This is a genomic window from Arthrobacter sp. Cza30 (assembly GCF_059090765.1).
The window spans coordinates 1-22,216 of record NZ_JBNHGA010000003.1 but is presented as its reverse complement, the minus strand read 5'-3'; the positions used below and the strand labels follow the sequence as shown (position 1 = coordinate 22,216).

The 22,216-nt window shown below is 69.3% G+C and carries 18 protein-coding genes and 1 pseudogene; 11 read left to right on the top strand and 8 right to left on the bottom strand.

The window, feature by feature from the left end; all coding sequences use genetic code 11:
- On the top strand, positions 1–1,752 hold the full coding sequence (gene menD, locus AC5RVZ_RS09700) for a 2-succinyl-5-enolpyruvyl-6-hydroxy-3-cyclohexene-1-carboxylic-acid synthase (RefSeq protein WP_494065544.1): 1,752 nt from the start codon (positions 1–3) through the stop codon (positions 1,750–1,752).
- Between the two features lie 82 nt (positions 1,753–1,834).
- Positions 1,835–2,698 carry a polyphosphate kinase 2 family protein gene (locus AC5RVZ_RS09695; RefSeq protein WP_494065543.1) on the top strand — a complete coding sequence of 288 codons (864 nt, stop codon included), beginning with the start codon at positions 1,835–1,837 and terminating at the stop codon, positions 2,696–2,698.
- Between the two features lie 13 nt (positions 2,699–2,711).
- Here the strand turns inward: AC5RVZ_RS09695 and AC5RVZ_RS09690 are convergent, their stop codons facing one another.
- Together AC5RVZ_RS09690 and AC5RVZ_RS09685 are read right to left on the bottom strand one after the other, a co-directional pair.
- Positions 2,712–3,473, bottom strand: coding sequence for a class I SAM-dependent methyltransferase (locus tag AC5RVZ_RS09690; RefSeq protein WP_494065542.1), 762 nt, complete (start codon positions 3,471–3,473; stop codon positions 2,712–2,714).
- 32 nt (positions 3,474–3,505) lie between these two features.
- Complete coding sequence (locus AC5RVZ_RS09685) at positions 3,506–4,804, bottom strand: isochorismate synthase (RefSeq protein ID WP_494065541.1); 1,299 nt, start codon at positions 4,802–4,804, stop codon at positions 3,506–3,508.
- A gap of 22 nt (positions 4,805–4,826) precedes the next feature.
- On the opposite strand from AC5RVZ_RS09685, the gene AC5RVZ_RS09680 reads away from it, so the two are divergent.
- The 4 genes from AC5RVZ_RS09680 to AC5RVZ_RS09665 all read left to right on the top strand — a co-directional run bounded on the left by AC5RVZ_RS09680 (position 4,827) and on the right by AC5RVZ_RS09665 (position 8,769).
- Positions 4,827–5,381, top strand: a complete 555-nt coding sequence (locus tag AC5RVZ_RS09680) for a DUF402 domain-containing protein (protein WP_494065540.1) — start codon at positions 4,827–4,829, stop codon at positions 5,379–5,381.
- Positions 5,382–5,438: 57 nt separating this feature from the next.
- Positions 5,439–6,188, top strand: a complete 750-nt coding sequence (locus AC5RVZ_RS09675) for a demethylmenaquinone methyltransferase (RefSeq protein ID WP_494065539.1) — start codon at positions 5,439–5,441, stop codon at positions 6,186–6,188.
- A gap of 46 nt (positions 6,189–6,234) precedes the next feature.
- A complete protein-coding gene (locus AC5RVZ_RS09670) occupies positions 6,235–7,290 on the top strand; it encodes a polyprenyl synthetase family protein (protein WP_494065538.1) in 1,056 nt (351 codons plus the stop codon).
- Between the two features lie 93 nt (positions 7,291–7,383).
- Positions 7,384–8,769, top strand: coding sequence for an FAD-dependent oxidoreductase (locus tag AC5RVZ_RS09665; protein WP_494065537.1), 1,386 nt, complete (start codon positions 7,384–7,386; stop codon positions 8,767–8,769).
- Positions 8,770–9,360: 591 nt separating this feature from the next.
- Here AC5RVZ_RS09665 and AC5RVZ_RS09660 read toward each other — a convergent pair.
- The 6 genes from AC5RVZ_RS09660 to AC5RVZ_RS09635 all read right to left on the bottom strand — a co-directional run bounded on the left by AC5RVZ_RS09660 (position 9,361) and on the right by AC5RVZ_RS09635 (position 17,116).
- On the bottom strand, positions 9,361–9,882 hold the full coding sequence (locus AC5RVZ_RS09660; protein ID WP_494065536.1) for a gluconokinase: 522 nt from the start codon (positions 9,880–9,882) through the stop codon (positions 9,361–9,363).
- Positions 9,879–11,117, bottom strand: a complete 1,239-nt coding sequence (gene manD / locus AC5RVZ_RS09655; protein ID WP_494065535.1) for a D-mannonate dehydratase ManD — start codon at positions 11,115–11,117, stop codon at positions 9,879–9,881. Before manD ends, AC5RVZ_RS09660 begins: the two co-directional genes overlap by 4 nt.
- Positions 11,118–11,267: 150 nt before the next feature.
- Positions 11,268–13,817 (bottom strand): glycoside hydrolase family 3 protein, encoded by a 2,550-nt coding sequence (locus AC5RVZ_RS09650; protein ID WP_494065534.1) that lies wholly within the window; start codon positions 13,815–13,817, stop codon positions 11,268–11,270.
- Positions 13,818–13,981: 164 nt separating this feature from the next.
- Positions 13,982–15,406 (bottom strand): mannitol dehydrogenase family protein, encoded by a 1,425-nt coding sequence (locus AC5RVZ_RS09645; RefSeq protein WP_494065533.1) that lies wholly within the window; start codon positions 15,404–15,406, stop codon positions 13,982–13,984.
- Positions 15,403–16,809, bottom strand: coding sequence for a glucuronate isomerase (uxaC, locus tag AC5RVZ_RS09640; protein WP_494065532.1), 1,407 nt, complete (start codon positions 16,807–16,809; stop codon positions 15,403–15,405). Before uxaC ends, AC5RVZ_RS09645 begins: the two co-directional genes overlap by 4 nt.
- A 79-nt stretch (positions 16,810–16,888) precedes the next feature.
- Positions 16,889–17,116 (bottom strand): hypothetical protein, encoded by a 228-nt coding sequence (locus AC5RVZ_RS09635; protein ID WP_494065531.1) that lies wholly within the window; start codon positions 17,114–17,116, stop codon positions 16,889–16,891.
- A 161-nt stretch (positions 17,117–17,277) separates the two neighbouring features.
- On the opposite strand from AC5RVZ_RS09635, the gene AC5RVZ_RS09630 reads away from it, so the two are divergent.
- The 5 genes and pseudogenes from AC5RVZ_RS09630 to AC5RVZ_RS09610 form a co-directional block, all read left to right on the top strand.
- Positions 17,278–18,363 (top strand): LacI family DNA-binding transcriptional regulator, encoded by a 1,086-nt coding sequence (locus tag AC5RVZ_RS09630; protein ID WP_494065530.1) that lies wholly within the window; start codon positions 17,278–17,280, stop codon positions 18,361–18,363.
- Positions 18,364–18,587: 224 nt separating this feature from the next.
- Positions 18,588–19,622: a TRAP transporter substrate-binding protein gene (locus AC5RVZ_RS09625; RefSeq protein WP_494065529.1), complete on the top strand. Its 1,035-nt coding sequence runs from the start codon at positions 18,588–18,590 to the stop codon at positions 19,620–19,622.
- An 83-nt stretch (positions 19,623–19,705) separates the two neighbouring features.
- Positions 19,706–20,302 carry a TRAP transporter small permease gene (locus AC5RVZ_RS09620; protein ID WP_494065528.1) on the top strand — a complete coding sequence of 199 codons (597 nt, stop codon included), beginning with the start codon at positions 19,706–19,708 and terminating at the stop codon, positions 20,300–20,302.
- A gap of 2 nt (positions 20,303–20,304) precedes the next feature.
- Positions 20,305–21,618, top strand: a complete 1,314-nt coding sequence (locus AC5RVZ_RS09615; RefSeq protein WP_494065527.1) for a TRAP transporter large permease — start codon at positions 20,305–20,307, stop codon at positions 21,616–21,618.
- A gap of 180 nt (positions 21,619–21,798) precedes the next feature.
- Positions 21,799–22,216, top strand: a pseudogene (locus AC5RVZ_RS09610) (hypothetical protein); the annotation flags it as partial.

Sequence of the window (22,216 nt, the reverse complement as noted above, 5' to 3'; positions counted from 1 at the left end):
GTGACGGCCGACGAGCGCGGGCTGATCTCACCCGCGACGGATGCCGCCGCCGCATTGCTGGGACGACTGGTCGAGCGCGGCGTCGAGCACATCGTGGTCAGTCCGGGCTCGCGTTCGCAGGCGCTGGCCCTCGTCGCCGCCGAACTGGAGCGACGCGGTGCCGTCCGCGTCCATGTGCGCATCGACGAGCGTGTCGCCGGCTTCACCGCGCTGGGGATCGGGCGGGAGACCGGGATGCCGGCGGTCGTCATCTGCACATCGGGCACCGCCGTGGCCAACCTGCTGCCTTCGGTGCTCGAGGCGCACCACGCCGGTGTGCCCCTGCTCCTGCTCACCGCCGACCGTCCTCCCGAGCTGCGCGGCGTGGGGGCGAATCAGGCCACCCGTCAGCCGGGGATCTTCGCGCCGCACACGCGTCACGAAGCCGACCTGCCGGTTCCGGATCGCGGAGACGCCGATGGCGACGGGGAGCACACCCGCACGCTTCGGCGGGTCGCGGATGCGGCGCTCGCTGCGGCGGTCGGCGACCCCTCACGGCCGGCCGGTCCCGTCCACCTCAACGTGCCGTACCGCGAGCCGCTCGCGGGCGAGTTCCCTCGATGGCTGGGCGCGGCGACCGCCCCGGGCGGCGCGCCCGCGGACGCTTCCACCCCGGAGGACCCGACCGTCGTCGAGCCCGCGGCGGGCCGGTCGGCTCCGCCGTTCATCCTCGACCCCGGACCCCGCACGATCGTCCTCGCCGGCGCCGACGCGGGGGCGGACGCCGAAGCGGTCGCGCACGCCGGCGGCTGGCCGCTCGTGGCCGAGATCGTCAGCGGCGCGCGGTTCGGACGACACCTCGTGCACGGCTACCGGCGCCTCCTGGCCGACCCCCAGCTGGGCGGGCGCGTCGAGCGCGTCGTCGTCCTCGGGCACCCGACGCTCAGCCGCGAGGCGGCCGCGCTGCTGTCCCGGCGCGACGTCGAGGTCATCGCCGTCCGGGGGCCCGGAGAGGCGCTGAACCTCAACGGGTGCTCGCGCGCCGTCGACGCCGTCGCCGCCGCCGCCGGGCAGCCCGATCGGGAATGGCTGGGAGCGTGGATGCGCGCCTCGCGGCAGGCATCCGTGGATCTCGCCCCGCCCGCTCCGGATGCCGACGGCCTGTCGTCGGCGGTGCCGGAGCAGCGGCTCGGCGCGATCGCCGCGGAGCTCGCCGTCATCCGCGCGCCGCTGGACCGCGCGGCGCTCGTCGACGCGGTGTGGCGGGCGACGTGGCCGCACGACCGGCTCGTCTTCGGCTCGTCACGTCTGGTGCGGGTCGCGGACGCGCTGCTTCCCGGCAAGAAGGTGCCCGTGCACGCCAACCGCGGCCTCGCCGGGATCGACGGGACCGTGGCCACCGCCACCGGGATCGCGCTCGCGAGCCAGACCGACGAGCGCCCGGGCGTCACCCGCGTGCTCCTCGGCGACCTCGCCCTGCTCCACGATGTCGGAGCCCTGCTGCTGCCTCCGGGAGAGCCGCGGCCGCGGCTGCAGGTGGTCGTCGGCAACGACGGCGGCGGCACGATCTTCGACGGTCTCGAGGCGGCGGGCGTCGCCGATGAGGACGCGATGGATCGCGTCCTCTACACCCCCCACGCCGTGACGCTCGCGGATGTGGCGAAGGCGTACGGATGGGATCACCGGCGCGTGACGACCCGCTCCGCCCTCGACCAGGCGCTGACGTCGCCGGTGACGGGCCCGCAGCTCATCGAGGTTCCGCTCGAGCGCTGACCGGAACCTGCGTCCGGCGCCGCGGGCTCGATCCGGCCGGGTGACCACGGAGTCGGCGGAGACCATGCGCCATGATGGCTGCATGATCGCCCGAAGCCAGAAGCACTGGACCGCCGACGTCGCCGAGCTGCTCCGCGTCGGCCCGGGATTCCGGCTGGCAGGGGTCGACCCGCGCGCGACGCCCGGGTACGACAAGGACAAGGTGCAGGCCGCCGAAGACCTCGCCGCCGGCGCCGTGCAGCTGGACGAGTACCAGGAGCGGCTGTTCGCCCGCAGCCGGGTCGAGTCCACCGACGCGTCGGTGCTGCTGGTGCTGCAGGCGATGGACTCGGCGGGCAAGGGCGGCATCATCCGGCACGTCGTCGGGTCGGTCGACCCGCAGGGCATCGCGCTCACAGCCTTCAAGAAGCCTACGCCCGAGGAGCTCGGGCACGACTTCCTGTGGCGGGTCGAGCGGCGCCTCCCGGCACCCGGCTACATCGGGGTCTTCGACCGCTCGCACTACGAGGATGTGCTCATCGGGCGGGTGCGGCAGCTGGCGCCGGCCGACGAGATCGAGCGCCGCTACGGTGCGATCAACGACTTCGAGAAGAGGGTGGCCGATGCCGGCACCCGCATCGTCAAGGTGATGCTGCACATCTCGCCACAGGAGCAGAAGGAGCGGCTCCTGGAGCGGCTCGAGCGCCCCGACAAGCACTGGAAGTACAACCCGGGCGACGTGGACGAGCGCCAGCGGTGGCCGCAGTACATGGCGGCCTATCAGACCGTCTTCGAGCGGACCTCGACCGACCACGCCCCGTGGTTCGTCGTGCCGGCCGACCGCAAATGGTACGCCCGTCTCGCGGTCCAGCACCTGCTGCTCGAGGCCCTCGAGGACATCGATCCGCAGTGGCCCGCCGCCACCTTCGACGTCGAGGCCGAGAAGAAGCGTCTGGCGGCGAGCTGAGCAGGCCGGCGGTCTACGGGACGACGCCCCGGGCGGCCCACGCGGTGGCGGCGAGCGTGAACGCGCCGCTGGGCAGCAGGCCGGCGCAGGCATCGCGGACTCGTTCGCGATCGGCGTCGCCCAGCGCGGCGAGCTGGCGACCCGCCGGAGCCACGCCCAGGTTGTACGAATCCCACCAGTCCTCGAACCCCAGGTAGGGCACCTCCACGGCGAGCTCGGCCTCCTCGACGTTTGAGCATCCCGCATCCCGCAGTAGCGAGCCCAGGTCTCCGGCCCGCGAACCGACACGCTCGGTCTCGTCGTCCACGCCGTCGACGACCGACGAGAGGGCCCGGAAGAACGTGCTCTGCGGTGCCCGCCCGCCGGCGAAGTCCCACACGCACGCCGCCACCACGCCGCCGGCGCGCGTGACCCGGAGCATCTCGCGCACGCCCGCCGCGGCATCCGTCATGAAGTGCACGACGAGCTCGGCGAGGGCGGTGGCGAAGATGCCGTCCTCGAAAGGCAGCGCCTCGGCATGCCCGTGTCGCACGTCCACCCACGGGAACCGCTCGGTCATGGCGTCCACGAAGCTCGCGGAAGGATCGACGGCCGCGACCTCGGTCTCGCCGTACCGGCGGGCCAGCACCGCGGTCAGCGCGCCGGTGCCGCAGCCGACATCGAGCGCCCGCCCGCCCAGCGGCGGCTCGGCGAACTCGACGAAAAGCTCGGCCAGGGGCTGGGAGAACCGCCCCATGAAGCCGTCGTACGCCTCGGCGGCGACCTCGAACGTCATGGCGGGAGTCTAGGACGAGGGCGCCCCGGGCATCAGGCCAGTGCGTCGACGATCGGCCGGAACTTCACGCGGGTCTCCAGCAGCTCCGCCTCGGGGTCGCTCGCGGCGACGATCCCGGCGCCGGCGTGCGCGACGACGGGGATGGTGTCGCTGTACTCGGCGTGGCGGCGCGCCGGGGCGCCGCCGATCTGCGCGCATCGCAGGGCGATCGCCCACTCGCCGTCGCCGTCGCCGTCGACCCACCCGACCGGACCGGCGTAGCGACCCCGGTCGAACGGCTCGAGCCGGCGGATCGCCGCGATCGCGGCATCCCTCGGCGTCCCGGCGACGGCGGCCGTCGGGTGCAGCGCCGCGACGAGGTCGAGGGACGACGCCTGGTCGGACAGGTCGCCGGCGACGTCGGTGGCCAGGTGCCACAGGTTCGGCAGCTCGAGGGTGAAGGGCTCGGCGTCGGCCCGCAGGTCGCGGACGTGCGGTTCGAGCGTCTCGAGCACGCTGCGCACGGCGAACCGGTGCTCGGCGATGTCCTTCGCGCTGTGCGCGAGCGAATCGGATGCCGCGGCGTCGTCACCGGCGTCCGTGCCGCGGGGGATCGTGCCCGCGAGCACGCGGGCGGTGACCGAGCCGCCCGAGACCGTCACGAGGGTCTCGGGACTTGCTCCCAGCAGCCCGTCGACGGCGAAGGTCCACGTGTCGGGATAGTCGTGCGAGAGCGCGCGCACCAGCCGCCGGAGGTCGGCGCCGGCGGGCACCGTGCCGACCAAGTCCCGTGCGAGCACGACCTTCTCCACCTCGCCCCGGCCGATCGCCTCGACGGCGGCGCGGACGGCCGCCTGGTAGCCGGCGGGGTCGAGCGAGCCCGGTCCGAGCGTGCCCGACCAGTACGGTCCGTACGGGACGGGCTCGACCGCCGGCTCTGCCGGCCCGGCCCCCACCGCACGGATCCGCGTGATCCAGGAGCGTCCACGATACCGTCCGACGACCGCCTGCGGGATGATCAGTCGGCTGCTCGCGCGCGAGCTCTCGTCGAAGACCAGCGTGCCGAAGGCCACCAGACCCGTGCCCGGCAGTCCCACCGGGTCGTCGACGGCCGCTCCGGCGGCGATCGCGCGCCAGGCGTCGGCCGGTGCCGGGATCGGGCCGGGATCGACGCCGGCCCCCGCCTCGGGCCCGCGTGCGTAGCCGCCCACCTCGCCGATCCCGACGATGCCGTCGCCACGACGGAGCCACGCCAGCGGCTGATCGGGGGAGGTGTACGCGAGCAGGTCGTCGACCGGATCGATCTCGCGGGTTTCGACCACCAGCGGGAGCGGGCGGTGCGAGGACGTCACCTTCCCAGCCTAGACTCGCGGGGTGACCGACATCGTCGTCCCGCCCCGGCCCGAGCCGGGTACACGCGTGCTGTTCCGCTGGCGGAAGTGGGACGGTGGACCGCACTGGGTGCACGAGTGCGTGTACCTGGGCAGCGACCGGTGGGGCGACTGGTTCGGTCAGCTCGCCGGATGGCGGAGCTTCCGGCCGGGACGCGACTTCCTCGCCGACGCGCCCAACGTCACGCTGCTGCCCCCGGGCGGCGATCACGTGGTGACGCTGAACCAGGCTCCGCCGGCGACCTACCGCGTCTACATCGACCTCGCGTGGGATGCCCACTGGGAGGACGAGGAGCCGACCGGCATCGACATGGACCTCGATGTGGTGCGCGCGATCGACGAGCGGGGCGTCTTCATCGACGACCGCGACGAGTGGGAAGAGCACCGGGTGGCGTACGGCTACCCGCTCGACGTCGTCGAACGGCTCGAGATGCTCGCGGCGGACCTGGAGCAGCGCGTGCGCTCTCGGGTGGCGCCGTTCGACGACGCGACCGCCGACGCGTGGCTGTCGCGACTGGACGCCCTCGACCGCGCCTGATGCGAGGGACGAACCGACCCTGAGCGCGCTGGGGAGCCCCCGGCCTAGACTCGACACGTGGCATCCGATCCCTCCGCATCAGAGCCGAACCGCGCCGATCTGCACAAGGATCCCTCGCGCGTGAGCGGCATGTTCGATCAGGTGGCGGCCGGATACGACCGCACCAACACGGTGCTCAGCGTCGGCAACGACAAGTTCTGGCGCGCGGCCACCACCCGCGCGGTCGATCCGCGGCCGGGCCAGCGCATCCTCGACGTGGCGGCAGGCACGGGGGCGTCGAGCGTCGCGCTCGCGCGCCGGGGCGCCGCGGTCGTCGCCGCCGACTTCTCGCCCGGCATGATCGCCGAGGGCGAGCGCCGCTACGGCCCCCGCTCGCGCGGCGGAGGCATACCGAATCTCTCCTTCGTGCAGGCCGACGCCACAGAGCTGCCGTTCGAGGACGGCTGGTTCGACACGGTCACGATGTCCTTCGGGCTGCGCAACGTCCATGATCCGCGCAAGGCGCTGCGCGAGCTGCTGCGTGTCACCCGTCCCGGCGGGCGCCTGGTGATCTGCGAGTTCTCGCACCCGCCGTCGAAGGCGTTCCGCGGCCTCTATCGGTTCTACAACGACCGGGTCCTGCCTGTCGTCGCCAAGGCGGTGAGCTCGAACGCCGAAGCCTACGACTATCTCAACGAGTCCATCCGGGACTGGCCCGACCAGCGCACGCTGTCGGCGTGGATCCGCGAGGCGGGATGGACCGATGTGGCCTACCGCAACCTCTCGATGGGGATCGTCGCCCTGCACCGCGCGTCCAAGCCCCGCTGACCGCCGGCGCGGAGGGTGGTCGACGCCCGGACGGTAGGCTGGAAACGTGACTCCTTCCGTGCCCGGCTCGCACATCGCGGGCAAGCTGGGCCTCACCGACCGCACTTTCGCGGGACCGCGGTCTCGGACACTCCTCTCGGCCGTCGAGGCCGGTCTCAAGCGCGTCGACGCCGCGCTGGAGCGCGAGCTGCGCGTGACCGACGCGCTCGCCGATGCGACGAGCCGCTACCTGTACGAAGCGGGCGGCAAGCGGGTCCGGCCGATGCTGGCGCTGCTGGCCGCGCAGCTCGGCGACGGCGTGACCGACGACGTCATCGAGGGCGCCACGGCGCTGGAGATGACGCATCTGGGATCGCTGTACCACGACGACGTGATGGATGCCGCCGACAAGCGCCGCGGTGTGCCCAGCGCGCACGCGGTGTGGGGCAACAGCGTCGCGATCCTCACCGGCGACCTGCTGTTCTCCCGCGCCAGCCAGATCATGGCCCGTCACGGCGACCGCGCCATCCGCCTGCAGGCCGACACCTTCGAGCGGCTGGTGCTCGGGCAGATGCACGAGACGGTGGGACCGGCCGCCGGGGAGGACCCGGTCGCGTTCTACCTCCAGGTGCTCTCCGACAAGACCGGTTCGCTCATCGCGGCCGCCGCGCAGGCCGGCGTCATCTTCGCCAACGGACCCGAGGAGTACGAGGCGGCGATGGTGACGTTCGGCGAGAAGGCCGGCGTGGCCTTCCAGCTGCTCGATGACGTGATCGACCTCTCCGACGACCCGGAGGAGACCGGCAAGGTGCCGGGGACCGACCTGCGTGCGGGCGTTCCCACCATGCCTTATCTCCTGCTCGGACAGCGGACGGATGCCTCCTCCGGCGAGCTGCGGGCGCGCATCGACGACGGCGTCAGCCGCATCGCCGAGGGCGATGACCCCGCGCTGCTCGACGAGCCGCTGGCGCGGCTGCGCGAGCACGAGGCCACGCGGGCCACGCGGGAGCTGGCGAACGCGTGGTCCCAGGAGGCGATCGACGCCCTCGAACCGCTGCCCGATGGACCCGTGCGCGAGGCGCTCACGCGCTTCGCCGAAGCCGTCGCGGACCGCTCCAGTTAGCGGCATCCGCCTTACGTCTCACGAAGACCCGGGCTGAGCGAGCGGAACGACCCCAAGGTCGTCCCGCACCGCGGCCCGGCGGAAAGGACCTGTATGACCAAGCTCCGACTGGCCATCGTCGGCGCAGGACCGGCCGGCATCTACGCCGCCGACATCCTGCTGAAGGCCGAGCGCAAGTTCGACGTGTCGATCGACCTCTTCGAGCAGCTGCCGGCGCCTTACGGACTCGTCCGCTACGGCGTCGCGCCCGATCACCCTCGCATCAAGGGGATCATCTCGGCGCTGCGTGAGGTCCTGGACCGCGGTGACATCCGGATCTTCGGCAACGTGCGCTTCGGCGAGGACATCACGCTGGACGACCTCAAGCACCACTACAACGCCGTGATCTTCGCCACCGGCGCGGTCCGCGACGCCGACCTGAACATTCCGGGGATCGACGCTGCCGGGTCGTACGGCGCCGCCGACTTCGTCAGCTGGTTCGACGGCCACCCCGACGTGCCCCGCGAGTGGCCGCTGGATGCGGCATCCGTCGCCGTCATCGGCAACGGCAACGTCGCCCTCGACATCTCCCGCATGCTGGCCAAGCACGCCGAGGACCTCCTGCCGACCGAGATCCCCGCCAACGTGTACGAGGGGCTGAAGGCATCCGCCGTCACCGACGTCCACGTCTTCGGCCGCCGCGGTCCCGCGCAGGTGAAGTTCACGCCGCTGGAGCTGCGCGAGCTCGGGGAGCTCCGCGACGTCGACATGGTCGTCTACGACGAGGACTTCGACTACGACGAGGCATCCAATGCCGCGATCGCGAGCAACAAGCAGGTCATGGTGATCGACCGGGTGCTCCAGTCGTGGCGCAAGCGCGAGTCGGTCAACAACGCCGGCGGCTCGGCATCGCGCCGTCTGCATCTGCACTTCTGGGCCAAGCCCGTCGAGGTGAGGACGGATGCCTCCGGACGCGTGTCGTGCTTCGTCTACGAGCGCACGCGGCCCGACGGCGAAGGCGGCGTGGTCGGCACCGGCGAATTCCGCGAGGTGCCGGTACAGGCCCTGTACCGGGCCGTCGGCTACTTCGGATCGCCGCTTCCCGGCGTGCCGTTCGACAAGCGGCACGGCGTCATCCCGAACCACGAGGGCCAGGTGCTGCGCAAGGACTCCAACGAGCGCGTGCCGGGCGTCTACGCCACCGGGTGGATCAAGCGCGGGCCGGTGGGCCTGATCGGCCACACCAAGTCCGACGCCATGGAGACCGTCCGGCACCTCATCAACGACCAGGGATCATGGTGGCAGCCCGAGGACCCGTCCGAGGAGGCGATCCCGCGCCTGCTGGCCTCGCGCGGCGTGGCCTGGACCGACCTCGAGGGATGGCACCGCCTCGACCAGCACGAGATCGGGCTGGGCGCGCCGCAGGAGCGTGCGCGCGTCAAGGTCGTCCCGCGTGAGGAGATGGTCGCCATCTCGCGCGGAGAGCTCCCTCCCGCCTGATCGCGCTCGGACGTCGGATGTCAGCGGACACGGATGCCGTCCGACGCACGGTTTCTGCGCCGATGACAGCGCCAGGACCTAGGCAGGAAAGGCGGATTCCCGTACCGTAGGCCGGAAGTTCTCGTGTCGCGGCGTCGCGACACGAATCTGTCCCCCGAAGAGGGGACAACGATGGTCCTACCAATGCGGCTATGCTTATACGCGAGGCGTCCCCAGCGCCTCACGGGAAGGTGTCTCCCCAAACCCTTCCCATATCGTCGCCAGGAGCCGTTCGCCGGGGGGTGGACGAGCGAAAGACCGGCGACGACAGGCCCCGGGTGTCCCCAGCACCCGGGGCCTTCGCTTTGCCCCACCTCGGAGAGCGCGCTTCTCGAACGTTGGGTGCATCCAGCGGAACCGGTCGGGCTTCGGGAGCCCGCCCTCCGTGCGTGCCCTCAGGCGACTGACCAGCTGCTGCGGTGGTGACGTCGGTCTACCCATACCTCAGTTCGCTGCGCGCGCGGGACGCACGACGGAGCGGCGTCGCATCGGGGCCAGCGGCAGGAACGCCATCTCCAGGCGCCCGGCGGCGAACGTTCGACGGCAGCTGCCTCAGCGGGCTGCGCGGAGCCAGGCCGCGGCTTCGTCGGCGATGGCTTCGACGGTGTCTTCCACGCTGATCCTGACGCCGCGTTCGTCGACTGCGAGCGGCTCCAGTGTCGCCAACTGCGAGGGGAGGAGCGAAGCGGGCATGTAGTGGCCCGTTCGCCCTGCCGCCCGGATCGCCAGCAGCTCGCGGGGCCCGTCCAGATGCACGAACACGACATCCGGCACCTGGGCCCGCAGTCGGTCGCGGTAGGCCCGCCGCAGAGCCGAGCAGGCCATCACCATCCCGCCGGGCGCCGTGGCGAGGGCCGAGCCGACGGCATCGAGCCAGGGCCAGCGGTCGTCGTCGGACAGCGGCACGCCGCCTGCCATCTTGGCGACATTCTCCGGCGGATGTAGGTCGTCGGCGTCGCGCCATGGCACGCCGAGGCGAGCGGCGAGCGCCCTGGCGACGCTCGTCTTGCCTGCGGCGGACACGCCCATGACGACGACGAAGGCCTGCAGGGTGTGCACGCCGTCGTCCCTCACCAGTCGTGGATGGTGCCGTCGAGGAGGCGGTTGTAGGGGAGGTACGCCTGCTCGTAGGGGTACTTCCCTGCCTCGTCCGTGTTGAGTTCCACCCCGAGCCCCGGCTTGTCGCCCGGGTGCAGATAGCCGTCGGTCCACGTGAAGGACTGCTCGAAGACCTGATCGGTCCTGGCGCCGTGCTTCATGTACTCCTGGATGCCGAAGTTGTGGATCGCGAGGCCCAGGTGCATCGCCGCAGCCATGCCCACCGGAGAGATGTCGGTCGGGCCGTGCATGCCCGATTTCACCTGATACATCGCGGCGTAATCGAGGGTCTTCTTCAGCGGCGAGATCCCGCCCATGTGGGTGACAGCGCCACGGACGTAGTCGATGAGCTGGTCGCGGATGATGTCCTTGAAGTCCCAGATGGTATTGAAGATCTCGCCGATGGCGAGCGGCGTCGTGGTGTGGTGCCGAACGAGCCGCAGCGCCTCCTGGTTCTCTGCTGGCGTGCAGTCCTCTAGCCAGAAGAGGTCGTACGGCTCCAGGTCCTTGCCGAGGCGGGCTGCCTGGATCGGCGTCATGCGGTGGTGGCCGTCGTGAAGGAGCGGAATATCCGGGCCGAACTCGTTGCGCACCGCTTCGAAGACGGCGGGCAGGTGATTGAGGTATGCGCGCGTGTCCCAGTCCTCTTCGACGGGCTTCGCGCCGCGGCGTGCCGGCTCGTGGTCATAGCGCACCGTCGCATCGCCGACGTCCGCGCCCTGCGCGGCGATGCCGTAGATCGCCTTCAGCGTCGGCACACCGGTCTGCACGCGGATCGCCTTGTAGCCCTGCTCCTGGTGGGCGCGGATCGAATCGAAGAGCTCGGGGAGTTCCTTGCCCGACGCGTGACCGTAGGCCATCAAGCCGTTACGGCTCGCGCCCCCCAGCAGCTGATAGACCGGCATGCCCGCGGCTTTGCCCTTGATGTCCCACAGTGCCATGTCGACGGCCGCGATCGCGGCCATCGTCACGGGTCCGCGGCGCCAGTATGCCCCGCGGTACAGGAACTGCCAGGTGTCCTCGATGCGGCGGGCATCCGCCCCGATGAGCAGGGGCACAACGTGCTCGGTGAGGTAGGCGACCACCGCGAGTTCACGACCGTTCAGTGTCGCATCCCCGAGGCCGGTCAGGCCGTCCTGGGTAGTGAGCTTCAGGGTCACGAAATTGCGGTCCGGGCTGGTGACGATGACCTCAGCCTTGTCGATCTTCATGTCTCTCCGATCGGGCGCGACCATTGCGCCGAGGGGTGTGGTGTGTCCATGATCGCGAGGCGGTCCTGAGGAGGCAATCGGTTGCCATATGTTGGCGCGCGCGACGCGACGAAGCGGCGGGGAGCGTGCGCTCCCCGCCGCTTCGCCGGCTCAGCGAGAGAGCCCGGGATAGTCCACGGTCTTCGTGTCGACGGTGACCTCGCCATCCACCTCCGAGCTGACCGTAACGGTCGCCTGGCCTGCGGCGAACGTCGGCGCATGCGCGTTGAAGTCGACGTCCACTGTCTTGCCGGGACGCACATTGCGCAGCGTCTTCTCACCGAACGGCGTCGAGATCTCGACATCGATCCGGGCGTCCGTGTTGTTCGTCGCCTCGATCGTAAGCCATGCGTTCTTCCCTCGCGTGAAAGTGGACGCGCCGAGCGGAACATCGAGGGACGCCTCGTAACTCAAGCCGTGACCGAACTCGAACAATGCACCGTCAGTCGTCTCGTCGTACCCGGCGAGGTCGCTGTACTGCTGCTCGACGGCCGCGCGGGTTCCCGCCAGCGCGAACGGCATGCGCCCTTGCGGATTGAACCGACCGGACAGCACGTCCATCAGCGCGACGTCACCGGTGCCGAACCCCGCGACGATGGCGCCGGCATCTCTCAGGCCGCTGGCCTCGTCGAGGACGAAGGGCTGGCGGAAGTAGACGTTGAGGATGACCTTGCCCGGGTCGCCGACCTCGGCCATCGCCCGCTGGATCACATCCAGTGAGGGTGTGACCTCCCACGACTGCGCCTCCGACATGCCGGTGAAATCGAGGATCGAGCCCTCCCAGGGCAGTGAGCCGCCGAATCGCAGGCCGGCGTCGGTGCAGCTCGACGCGCCGTACGCGACACAGGCGTCTGTCGCGCCGAAGCGGCTCTGGCCGTCGAGGCCGGCGAACCCGTCGAGCACGATGGGGTTCACCGGGGCCGTCTGGGCCGCGGTGCGGCTGTCGTAGCCCGACGTGTTGACGTTTCGCGCCGTCATCGACACCACCACGTAGTCACTTCCGGCCGCGCTCGGGCGCTGCCCGTTGGCGTCGGTCTGGTTGCCGTCGACGACCTCGAAGCCGTAGTCGGCCACAGTCTCCGGGTCGAAGGAGCCGAGGAGGTACAGCTTCGAGCCTTCCTTGAGGGGAAGGGCGTGCGAGCCGTCCTCGAGCTCTTCGTTCTGCAGGAGAACGAGCGACTTGCGCTGCAGGTCGAGGGCGACCTGCTCGTTCTCCTCCGTGCCGACCTGGGCGTCGGCTGCCGCCTCATCGACATACGGGTCCTCGAACAGCCCCATCTGGAACAGCGGCGTGAGCAGGCGCGTCGCTGCCTCGTTCACTCGGTCCTCGGTCACAAGGCCCTGGCTGACCAGGTCGGTCACGACCGCGGCGTCGCTGAATCCCGAGAGGGTGTCGGTGCCTCCGTTGACGGCAGCGGCGACGCGCTCCGGCACCGTTGCCTCCTCGAGGCCCCAGGCGCGGTCGTTGATGATGCCGGTGTCGGAGTTGACGTAACCGCGGAACCCGAGCTGACCGCGCAGCAACTCGTTGACGATCTGGTCGGAGAACGCCATGCCGACAGGGTTGTACTGGGTTCCCTGATACTCGACGTCGACCGGGATGCCGTAGTACGGCATGATCGACGACACGCCCGCGTCGATCGCGGCCTCGAACGGCTTCAGGTGCTCGCCGAAGGCGCCGCCCGGGTATACCTGGGTCTTGCCGAACGAGTAGTGCGGGTCGAATCCGAGCTCTTGGGGACCGCCGCCGGGGAAGTGCTTCAGGGTCAGTGCCACGTCGGTTTCAGGGCTGAGCGAGGTGCCGGATCGGTCGACCTCGCCCTGGAGGCCCGTCACGAGCGTCCGCATGATGTCGGCGTTGAGATCGGCGTTCTCTGTGAACGTCTCGTGGGTTCGGTACCACCGCGGCTCCGTCGACAGGTCCGCCATGTAGCCGTACATGCCACGCAGGCCGATGGCCGACCATTCCTGCCCCATCACCTCGGCGAACTGCTCGATCGTGTCCATGTCTCCGACCCCGTCGGCGGGGGAGGTGCCGTTCTTGGCCGCCTCGCCGAGGGCGGCTGCCGCGAGGCCCGCCTCCTTCGGGAAGGCGGTCATGGCGCCGGATGCCTCGTTGATCCCCACGCGCACGTCGGGGTCGATATGGTTGCGCGCATTCGACTTGAACAGCGACGGGATTCCGAGCCGGCTCGCCTCCGAGATCTCCTGAACGGAGTTGGTGAACTTCGCTGCTTCGGAGGGCGTAGGGCTGCTGCACGCAGCGTTCTCGGCGTCGGCGACCACCGAGCGGAAGATGAACCGGCGCATCGACTGGCCCTCGAGCAGCGCTTTTCCGCTGGCGGGGACGATGCCGCGCTCGCCGGTCGACGGGTCGCAGGTCGCGTTCATCGTATTGATCAGCATGAGCCCGGCCTTCTCAGCGAGCGTCATCCGATTCACGAGATCCTCGACCCGCTCGGCAACAGGTCGACGCCAGTCCTCATATGCGTCGAGCGACCCGTTGCCGTTGAGGTCCTTGAACTGCTTCCCGCTCTCGGTCAGCAGCTGCTTGCTGCGCGCCTCGAGGACCGGCTGCGCGTGCGAATGCGGGGGAGGTGCTGCGCTGGCAGCCACTGCGCCACCGCCGACGGTCATTGTCGACACCGCGAGCGCAGCCATGGCTGCAAGCCTCGCGCGCCGTCGTGGGAACTTGTTCACGGCGCGATCTCCTTTGATCGGGTTCCATCACGGGCGCTCGCGTGTGCGAGCGCATACCAACGCTCCTGTTCTGCGCGGGAGGCGGCAACCATTTGCCGTCAGTTGCCTCGTGTTGCGTCGCGTCGTCAGGAGCGGAGGTCGCCTGAAGCTGCTGCCACGTCCTGCACGATGCCGTCGTCGTCGGCCAGCTCGGCGTCCAGGAGGGCCAGCAGCGCCCTGACTTCCTCACGACCCTGGTATGACGAAGCCGGGGGCCGCTCCAGACCTTGCCGGTCCACAGCGACCCGACCGGCTGCGGAGGCCGCGACCCAGGCGCCGAGCACCCGGAGACACGCCTCGCCGCTTCGCCCGGAGGCGCGTTCGGCACGCAGCGGCGGAAGAACGCGGACACGCAGCTTCGTAAGGCTGTCCTGCCCGATCTGCGCCAGCATGTGGCGGATGCGATGGTTGTCGAACCGCTCCAGAAGCGCGGCCCGGTAGCCGACGACATCCAGTTCGGCGGCGGGGAGATGACGCTCCGCCTCGTCCCAGAAGTCCTCCACCCAGCCTCGGATCGTCTCGTCCCCGATCGCCTCGGCGACGGTCTGGTGCCCGCGTGCGAGGCCGGCGTACGCGAGAAGTGAGTGCGCGCCGTTCAACAACCAGAGCTTGCGCCGCTCGAACGGCTCGATGTCCTCGACGAAGAGGGCCCCCGCGCGTTCCCAGGCGGGCCTGCCGGTGGGGAAGCGTCCGCTCAATACCCAGCTGTGGAACGGCTCGGTCACGACGGGGCTGTAATCCGCCCATCCGGTGAGGGAGGCGACGGCTGCGCGATCGGTGTCCGTCGTCTGCGGTGTGATGCGGTCGACGGAGGTCGACACGAATGAGACCTGCTCGTCGAGGTAGCTGACCGTCCTGCGGGCGCGCGCCGCATCGGCCATCGTCCGCAGTACCTCACGGGCGCGCACGCCGTTGGCTGGCAGGTTGTCGCACGAGACGACGGCGATGCCGCCGGCGTCCGCTCGCCGTCGCGCTTCCAGCCCGAGCAGCAGCCGGGCCAGCGCCGTCTTCGGTGCGGGCGTTGAGTGGAGCCGGTCGGCGGCCAGCGACTCGGTGAGCAGTGCCACATCGGCTGCGACGTCATCCCGCCCCAGGTCGAGGGCGCCTGCAGGGTCGAGCGGGTACCCCGCCTCGGTGATCGTCAGGGTGACCGCGGCGGTGCGACCTGCCGCGATCGTATTCATCAGGTGGTCTTGGCGTCCGATGTCGGCGGCTTCCGAAATGGAGTCCACGATCGTCACCGAGTCGCCGTCGACCGCACGCTCGAGGAGGCAGTACAGGCCGTCCTGCGCGGCGAGCTCCTTCGCTGATCGGGGATGGCGCCCGGTGAAGGCCCGGATGCCCCACTCGTTGTCCTCGTCGACGGCATCGGTGTACCACGCCTGGTGTGCCCGATGAAAAGCGCCCAGCCCGATGTGGGCGATTCGCGCGGGAGCAGGTGTGTAGGAGCGACCCGTCACGGCGGCTGCGGTTGCGCGATCCAGACGCGCGAGCCGCGAGTGGTCCCTCACAGCTTGAACGCCCTGCGGGGGATCGCGTCCACCAGGTCCACCGCGATCGCTTGAGCGCGGTGCAGCGGGATGCGGCCTTCGGCGACCAGCCTCGCCAGGAAGGCGGAGTCCAGGCGGCGGGCCATGTCGTGGCGGGCGGGAATGGAGAGGAACGCACGTGTGTCGTCGATGAACCCGGCGCCACGGTAGAAGCCCGCCGTCTCCGTCACCGCCGCGCGATACCGATGGATGGCATCCGGCGCGTCCAGGAACCACCACGGTGCTCCGATGAACACCGACGGATAGAACCCTGCCAAGGGCGCCACCTCCCGGGAGTACACCGTCTCGTCAACGGTGAACAGCACGATGTGCAGGCCGGGGGTCAGCCCGTGACGCTCCAGCAGGGGCCGGAGATTCTCGGTGTACGACGTGGTCAGCGGAATATCGTGCCCGGTGTCCGCGCCGAAGCGCTCGAAGGTCGCAGACGAGTGATTACGGAGGACACCGGGGTGGATGGTCATGACAAGCCCGTCGCGAGCGCTCATGCCCGCCATCCGGAGCAGCATGTTGCCGCGGAACGCGCGAGCGCCGCGGGCGTCAATGGTGCCTGACACCGCCTCTGAGAACAGGTGGGCGGCGTCGTCATCGTCGATGTCGACCGTGTACGGTTCGCGCACACCGTGATCCGCCGATACCGCGCCGTGCGCGATGAAGTGCGCGCGGCGCGCCTCCAGGGCGTCGAGGTACCCGCGGAAGTCGTCGGCGGGACGACCTTGGAGTTGCGCGAGCCGCTCGGCGCGCTCGGCGAACCCCTCGGATTCCGGGTCGAGATACGCGTCAGGACGGAAGGTGGGCAGCACGCGCCCTGGGAAGGACTCGTCTGCAGCGAGGGCGGCGTGGATGGAGAGGTCGTCGAGGGGGTCGTCGGTCGTGGCGAGAACCTCGATGCCGAAGCGGTCGAACAGGGCGCGGGGCCGGTATCCCGGCAGGGCAAGGCAGGCGGAGATGCGGTCGAAGAGGCCATCTGCGGTTGCGGATGCAGGTTCCAGGTCGACCCCGAACAGTGTCGTCAGCTCGTGCGAGAGCCAGTAGCCGGAGGCTGTCCCTGCGAACACCGGCCAGTGCTCGCAGAATGCTCGCCAGATCTCCCTGGGCTCGGTGCTCGCCTCACGGCCCACGCCGAGGTCGCTGAGGTCGACCCCGGCCGCGTGCAACAGCCGCGTGACGTAGTGATCGTGGCGGATCAAGAGGTCCGCGGGGTCCGCGAACGGCGCGTCGTCTCGAAGTATGCGCGGATCGACATGGCCATGGGGCGACAGGATGGGTCGATCTGCGACCGACTCGTACAGTTCACGCGCCACCGCGCGCGTGGAAGGGTCGACCGGAAGAAGCCGGTCGGGGTCGAGGGAGAGCGGAGCTGGCATCATCCCATCCTGAGATCGACGGCTGACAGGCACAACCGGTTGCCATATGTGGCCATGAACCGCCCCGGCAGCGGTCGCATCATTCGTCGATCGCCAGGGCAACGCGCGAAAAACCGGCTGCTTTGACAGCCCGGACCACCTCGCGGCGCAGAGGATTGCGCGTCACCAGCTGCGCTTGCGACGCCGGCAGCTCCAGCCATGCGACGTCGCCGCACGAGCGCACGCGTAACTGAAGCAGGCCGAGCCGTCGCAGTTCGTTCTCGGCCGCGGCCGCGTCGGCATCGGCAAGGGACTCGTCGCGGTTCACCAACGCCTCGCTTCCTCGGCGACCCGGATCGGCGTCGCACGCTCCAACCTGAGGCGGCGTCGCTGTCCCCGCAATCGGTTGTCGTCAGTTGCCATGCGGGAATCCGGCTGTCTCTGGCTTCCGATTGCCATGCGGCGATGCGCTCACCTACCATTCGCCACATGACCGACGAACCGAGCGAGCGGGAAGGAAGCGGACGGCCCACTATCTACGACGTCGCCGCGGCGTGCGGGGTCGCGCCGTCCACGGTATCGCGCGCGTTCGCGCGGCCAGGGCGGGTGAATGCCGAGACGGCCGAGCGCATCCGCCAGGTGGCAGCAGAGATGGGCTATCGCACCAACCCGCTTGCGCGCGCGCTTCCCACCGGTCGGACGTCACTTCTCGCCGTGATCGTGGCTGATGTCACCAACCCGTTCTTCTTCGAGATCCTCCGTGGCGCCGAAGAGACCGCCACGGCCGCTGGCTACACGCTGTTGGTCGCCGATGTGCAGGAGTCCGTCGAGGCTGAGCGGCAAGCACTTGACCGGGTCCTTCCCATGGTGGAGGGGGTGGTGCTCACGACCTCCCGAATGTCGGACTCGTCCATCCGCGTCGCCGCCAAGCAGCGTCCGACCGTCGTCCTGAACCGGTCGATGAGTGACATCGCGAGCGTGGCGACGGACAACGCGCGCGGTATGCGGCGCGCGGTCGAGCATCTGGGAATGCTGGGTCATACGAGCATCACCTATGTCGCCGGACCGGACGCGTCATGGGCCAACGGTGTGCGATGGCAATCGCTGCGAGAAGGCGCGCACGAGCTCGGGTTGCGCGTACGCAGGATCGGGCCCTTCGCGCCTACGCAAGCCGGGGGGCTTTCCGCGGCGGGTGAGCTGATGGACGCGCCTACCACCGCTGTCATCACCTACAACGATCTGCTCGCGATCGGACTGATGCGTGGGCTGTCCAGCTTCGGCGTATCGGTTCCGGATGACGTCTCGGTGGTCGGATTCGACAACATCTTCGGCGCCGACTTCTGCACCCCCCAGCTCACAACAGTCGCTGCCCCCCTGCGCCAGCTGGGACGGGTGGCGGTGCAGACCCTGCTCGATGACCTCTCCCGTCCTCGCTCGCAGCGAAGCACTCGAAGCGCACCCCTGAAAACGGCTCTGCTGCCGGCGCGCCTGGTGACTCGGGCGTCCACAGCGGCCGCCCGGCCTCTGCGAGACTGGTCGGACCCTATCGCCACGGCGCCGCGCAACCACGTTTGACAGCGGCGCCGACGCAGCGCATGGACCGGGGACGGCTCGACGGCAATCCATGGCAACTGGTTGCCGCCGCTTCGGTCGGATGCGTGAATGTCCGGTAGCGGAGGGCCGGAAGGTCAGGCCGCCAGCCCAACCCCGAGAGACAGATATTCAGCGGACAACGACGACTCGGCACCTGTTCCACACTGCCGTTCCCCGGTCCTGCACCGCGTTCAAAGGAGAATCCCATGCGGACAACGACCCGTATCGCTCTGCTCGCCACCACGACGGTCGCCGCGCTGACACTCGCGGCCTGCAGCGGCGGCGGTGGTGCCGGTGGCGCCACATCCGATGGCGGCGACACGGCGCCTAAGACGATGAAGTTGGCGCTCAATCAGACCGAGGAGCACCCCTCCTACATCGCGCTCCAAGCGTTCGGGGAGCACCTCTCGGAGGCAACGGACGGTCGCTGGAACATCGAGGTGTACCCGAACTCGACGCTCGGCGATCAGACCGAGTACGTGCAGTCGGTCGGCGACGCCGTCTTCGACCTCGCAGTGGTCTCCGCGCCGCAGCTGGAGAACCTCCAGGACGATTTCGTCGTCTTCAGCCTTCCGACGGTCTTCGACTCCATCGACCACCAGATGGCCGTGCTCAGCGATGAGGAGATCGTCGGCGACGTGTACACCTCCCTCGAGGAAAGCAACAACGTCACCGTCGTCGGCGGACTCACCCAGGGTGCGCGCAGTGTCTACACGAAAGAGAGCATCGCCGAGACACCCGAGGACCTCGCCGGCAAGAAGATCCGCGTGCAGGAGAGCCCCGTCTTCCTCGCAATGATCGAAGCGCTCAGTGCCTCTCCCACGCCCATGGCGTTCGCCGAGGTCTACACCGCGCTGCAGTCCGGCGTGATCGACGGCGCCGAGAACAACGAGATCTCGTACTTCACCCAGAAGCACTACGAGGTCGCGCCCTTCTTCTCCTACACGCGCCATCTCATCGGCGCCGACTTCCTGATCATCAACTCCGACACGCTCGCTTCGATGTCCGACGAGGACCGCGAGGCCTTCGACGAGGGCTGGACCCAGGCGTGGACCGAGCACACCGACCTGTGGACAACGCAGACCGAAGAGGCGATCGCGGATGCGGAGGCCGGTGGAGCCACGTTCGAGGAGGTCGACACCGACGCCTACACCGAAGCCCTCGAGCCGCTCCTCGACGAGTTCCTCACCACGGACTCGCAGCGTGAGCTGTACGACGGGATCCGGGAAGCAGCCGAGTGACCCGCGGCGCGCCGCGGGGCGGTCGAAGGCACCCCCGCGGCGCGCCCTCATCCCCTACACGCCCGACCCTTCCGGAGGACGCCGTGAACTCCAGCCCTCGCCCCGGGGACAGCGCGCACGACAAGCCCGCCACCCCGGAACCGGCCCGATGGTCGGGCCTGTACCGCGGCATCCAGACCGCTAAGCGGGTCATCGACCGCGTGCTCGCCACCATCTGCATCGTCGCGTTCGTGGGCCTGGTCGTCATCGTGTCATGGCAGGTCTTCACTCGTGAGGTACTCAACAACTCCGCTCCTTGGACCGAGGAAGCCGCGCGATACACGTTCATCGTCCTGGCCGTGTTCGCCGCCGCCTACGTCTTCTCCGAGCGTGGGCACATCGCCGTCGAGATCCTCGTCGACAAGCTTCGTCTCGGCGGCCAGCGAGTCATGGCAGTCGTCATCGAGCTGACCGTGATGTTCTTCTTCATCCTGGTGTTCATCGTCGGCGGCTCACGGATGGCCGACAGCGCCTGGAACCAAGCGATCTCCACGCTTCCCCTCAGCACCGGGCAGATCTACCTCGTCCTGCCCGTCGCGGGAGCACTCATCCTGTTCTACTCCGCCGCACACATCATCGGCATCGCGGCGGGCGCGGAGAAGCCCACCCCGGAGAACGACGAGATCTCCGAGGCGATCTGATCATGGACACAGCCACCATCATCGCCACCGTCATCCTGCTCGGCGGCATCGCCGTCGGCATCGCGATGGGTCTTCCCGTTGCCGTGGCCATGGGCCTGCCTTCGACCATCGCCATCGTGGTCCTGCTCGGCTGGGAGGGAGCCTCCCTCACCAGCGCACAGCGCATCTTCGCAGCAAGCAATTCCTTCGCACTCCTGGCCATCCCCTTCTTCGTCCTCGCCGGCGGGCTCATGAACACCGGTGGCATAGCAGGCAGGCTCATCGATCTGGCGCTGGTCATCTCCGGTCGCCTGCCGGCTTCCCTCGCCCAGACCACGGTTGTGGCGAACACGATGTTCGGCGCAGTCTCCGGAGCATCCGTTGCGTCCGCCGCTGCCGTGGGAACCGTGCTCGGGCCCCGTATGCGCAAGGAAGGCTACGACCCCGCTTTCTCTGCGGCCGTCAACGCGGCAGCATCCCCCGCCGGCATGCTCCTGCCTCCTAGCAACACTTTCATCGTCTACTCCCTGGTCTCCAGCACCTCCATCGCCGCGCTGTTCATGGCAGGCGTGGGCCCGGGTCTGATCTGGGCTGCGGTCTGCGTCATCGCCGTCGCCGTCTATGCCCGCAAGCACCCGGAACTCAAGGCGACAGGCGGCAGGCCGACGCTCTCGCAGGGGCTGCTGGTCCTCCTGCGCGCGCTGCCGGCGCTTCTGCTGATCGTGGTCGTCATCGGCGGCATCCTTCTCGGAGTCTTCACCGCAACCGAATCGGCCGTCATCGCCGTCTTGTACTCGTTCGTGCTCGGACTGCTCCAGCGCAGCCTTCCGCTGAAGGCGCTCCCGAAGATCATCCTCGAAGCATCCAAGGTGACAGGCATCATCATGCTGCTGATCGGGGTGTCAGGCGCCCTCGGTTGGGTCCTGGCGTTCGCGCGGCTCCCGCAGATGGTGACAGAAGGCCTGCTGGGTCTGACAGACAACGTCTACATCATCCTGCTGCTCATCATGGTCATCCTGCTGCTGGCAGGAACCGTCATGGATCCGACCCCCGCCATCCTGATCTTCACGCCGATCTTTCTGCCCGTTGTGACGGCGCTCGGAGTGGACCCCATCCACTTCGGCGCGATGATGGTCTTCAACATGTGCCTCGGCAACATCTCGCCGCCGATCGGCAACAACCTGTTCGTCGCCGCACGAGTCGGCGAGGTCAGGCTGGAGCCCACCATCGGGCGCCTGTGGCCCTTCTTCTGGGCACTATGCGCGGGACTCCTCATCGTCACGTTCATCCCCGCGGTCTCGACCTGGTTCCCGACTGTGCTGGGCCTGATGAACTGAGCGCGCATTCCGCGGTTCGCGTTCCGCAGCCGAGGCAAGTCGCGGCAACTGGTGGGGACTGCGCCGATTACCGGAAAGATTCTGAGCACGTCCTCCGGACTGGGGCTTGTCGGTCCGGCGACGAACCGTCACTCAAGAGAGTCGACACACTCGAGTATTCGTTCGAAGGAGATCGATTCGATGTCGAAATCACGCAACCGAGAAAGTGCGAGGAAACGCGGGGCCGCCGCCCTCGTGGTCCCGCTGACCTGCGCGCTCGTGGCCAGCACCGTGGCCGCGTCCGCCCCGGCGTTCGCAGCGGACGCCCCCGCCATCGAAGCGCGGGTGAAGCCGATTATCACCGTCGGCGGTCAGCAGTTCCGCGACCTCAATGCGAACGGTCAGGTGGACGCTTACGAAGACTGGCGGCTGTCGACCGATGACCGCGTCGCCGACCTGGTGGAGCGTATGACTCTGCTCGAGAAGGCATCTCTCATGATGATCTCCTCGTACAACGCCAACAACACGCCCACCGCTATTGACCGGGGCAACCGCTACTTCATCGTGCGAGACGACCCAGAGCCCTCGGCTCTCGCCGAGCGTCACAACACCCTGCAGC

What these genes read in the sequence shown, in the direction of transcription:
- AC5RVZ_RS09695 (WP_494065543.1), top strand. Translation starts at nt 1,835, where the DNA reads ATGATCGCCCGAAGCCAGAAGCACTGGACCGCCGACGTCGCCGAGCTG.
- AC5RVZ_RS09690 (WP_494065542.1), bottom strand. Translation starts at nt 3,473, where the DNA reads ATGACGTTCGAGGTCGCCGCCGAGGCGTACGACGGCTTCATGGGGCGG.
- AC5RVZ_RS09665 (WP_494065537.1), top strand. Translation starts at nt 7,384, where the DNA reads ATGACCAAGCTCCGACTGGCCATCGTCGGCGCAGGACCGGCCGGCATC.
- manD (WP_494065535.1), bottom strand. Translation starts at nt 11,117, where the DNA reads ATGAAGATCGACAAGGCTGAGGTCATCGTCACCAGCCCGGACCGCAAT.
- AC5RVZ_RS09650 (WP_494065534.1), bottom strand. Translation starts at nt 13,817, where the DNA reads ATGGCTGCGCTCGCGGTGTCGACAATGACCGTCGGCGGTGGCGCAGTG.
- uxaC (WP_494065532.1), bottom strand. Translation starts at nt 16,809, where the DNA reads ATGCCAGCTCCGCTCTCCCTCGACCCCGACCGGCTTCTTCCGGTCGAC.
- AC5RVZ_RS09630 (WP_494065530.1), top strand. Translation starts at nt 17,278, where the DNA reads ATGACCGACGAACCGAGCGAGCGGGAAGGAAGCGGACGGCCCACTATC.
- AC5RVZ_RS09625 (WP_494065529.1), top strand. Translation starts at nt 18,588, where the DNA reads ATGCGGACAACGACCCGTATCGCTCTGCTCGCCACCACGACGGTCGCC.
- AC5RVZ_RS09615 (WP_494065527.1), top strand. Translation starts at nt 20,305, where the DNA reads ATGGACACAGCCACCATCATCGCCACCGTCATCCTGCTCGGCGGCATC.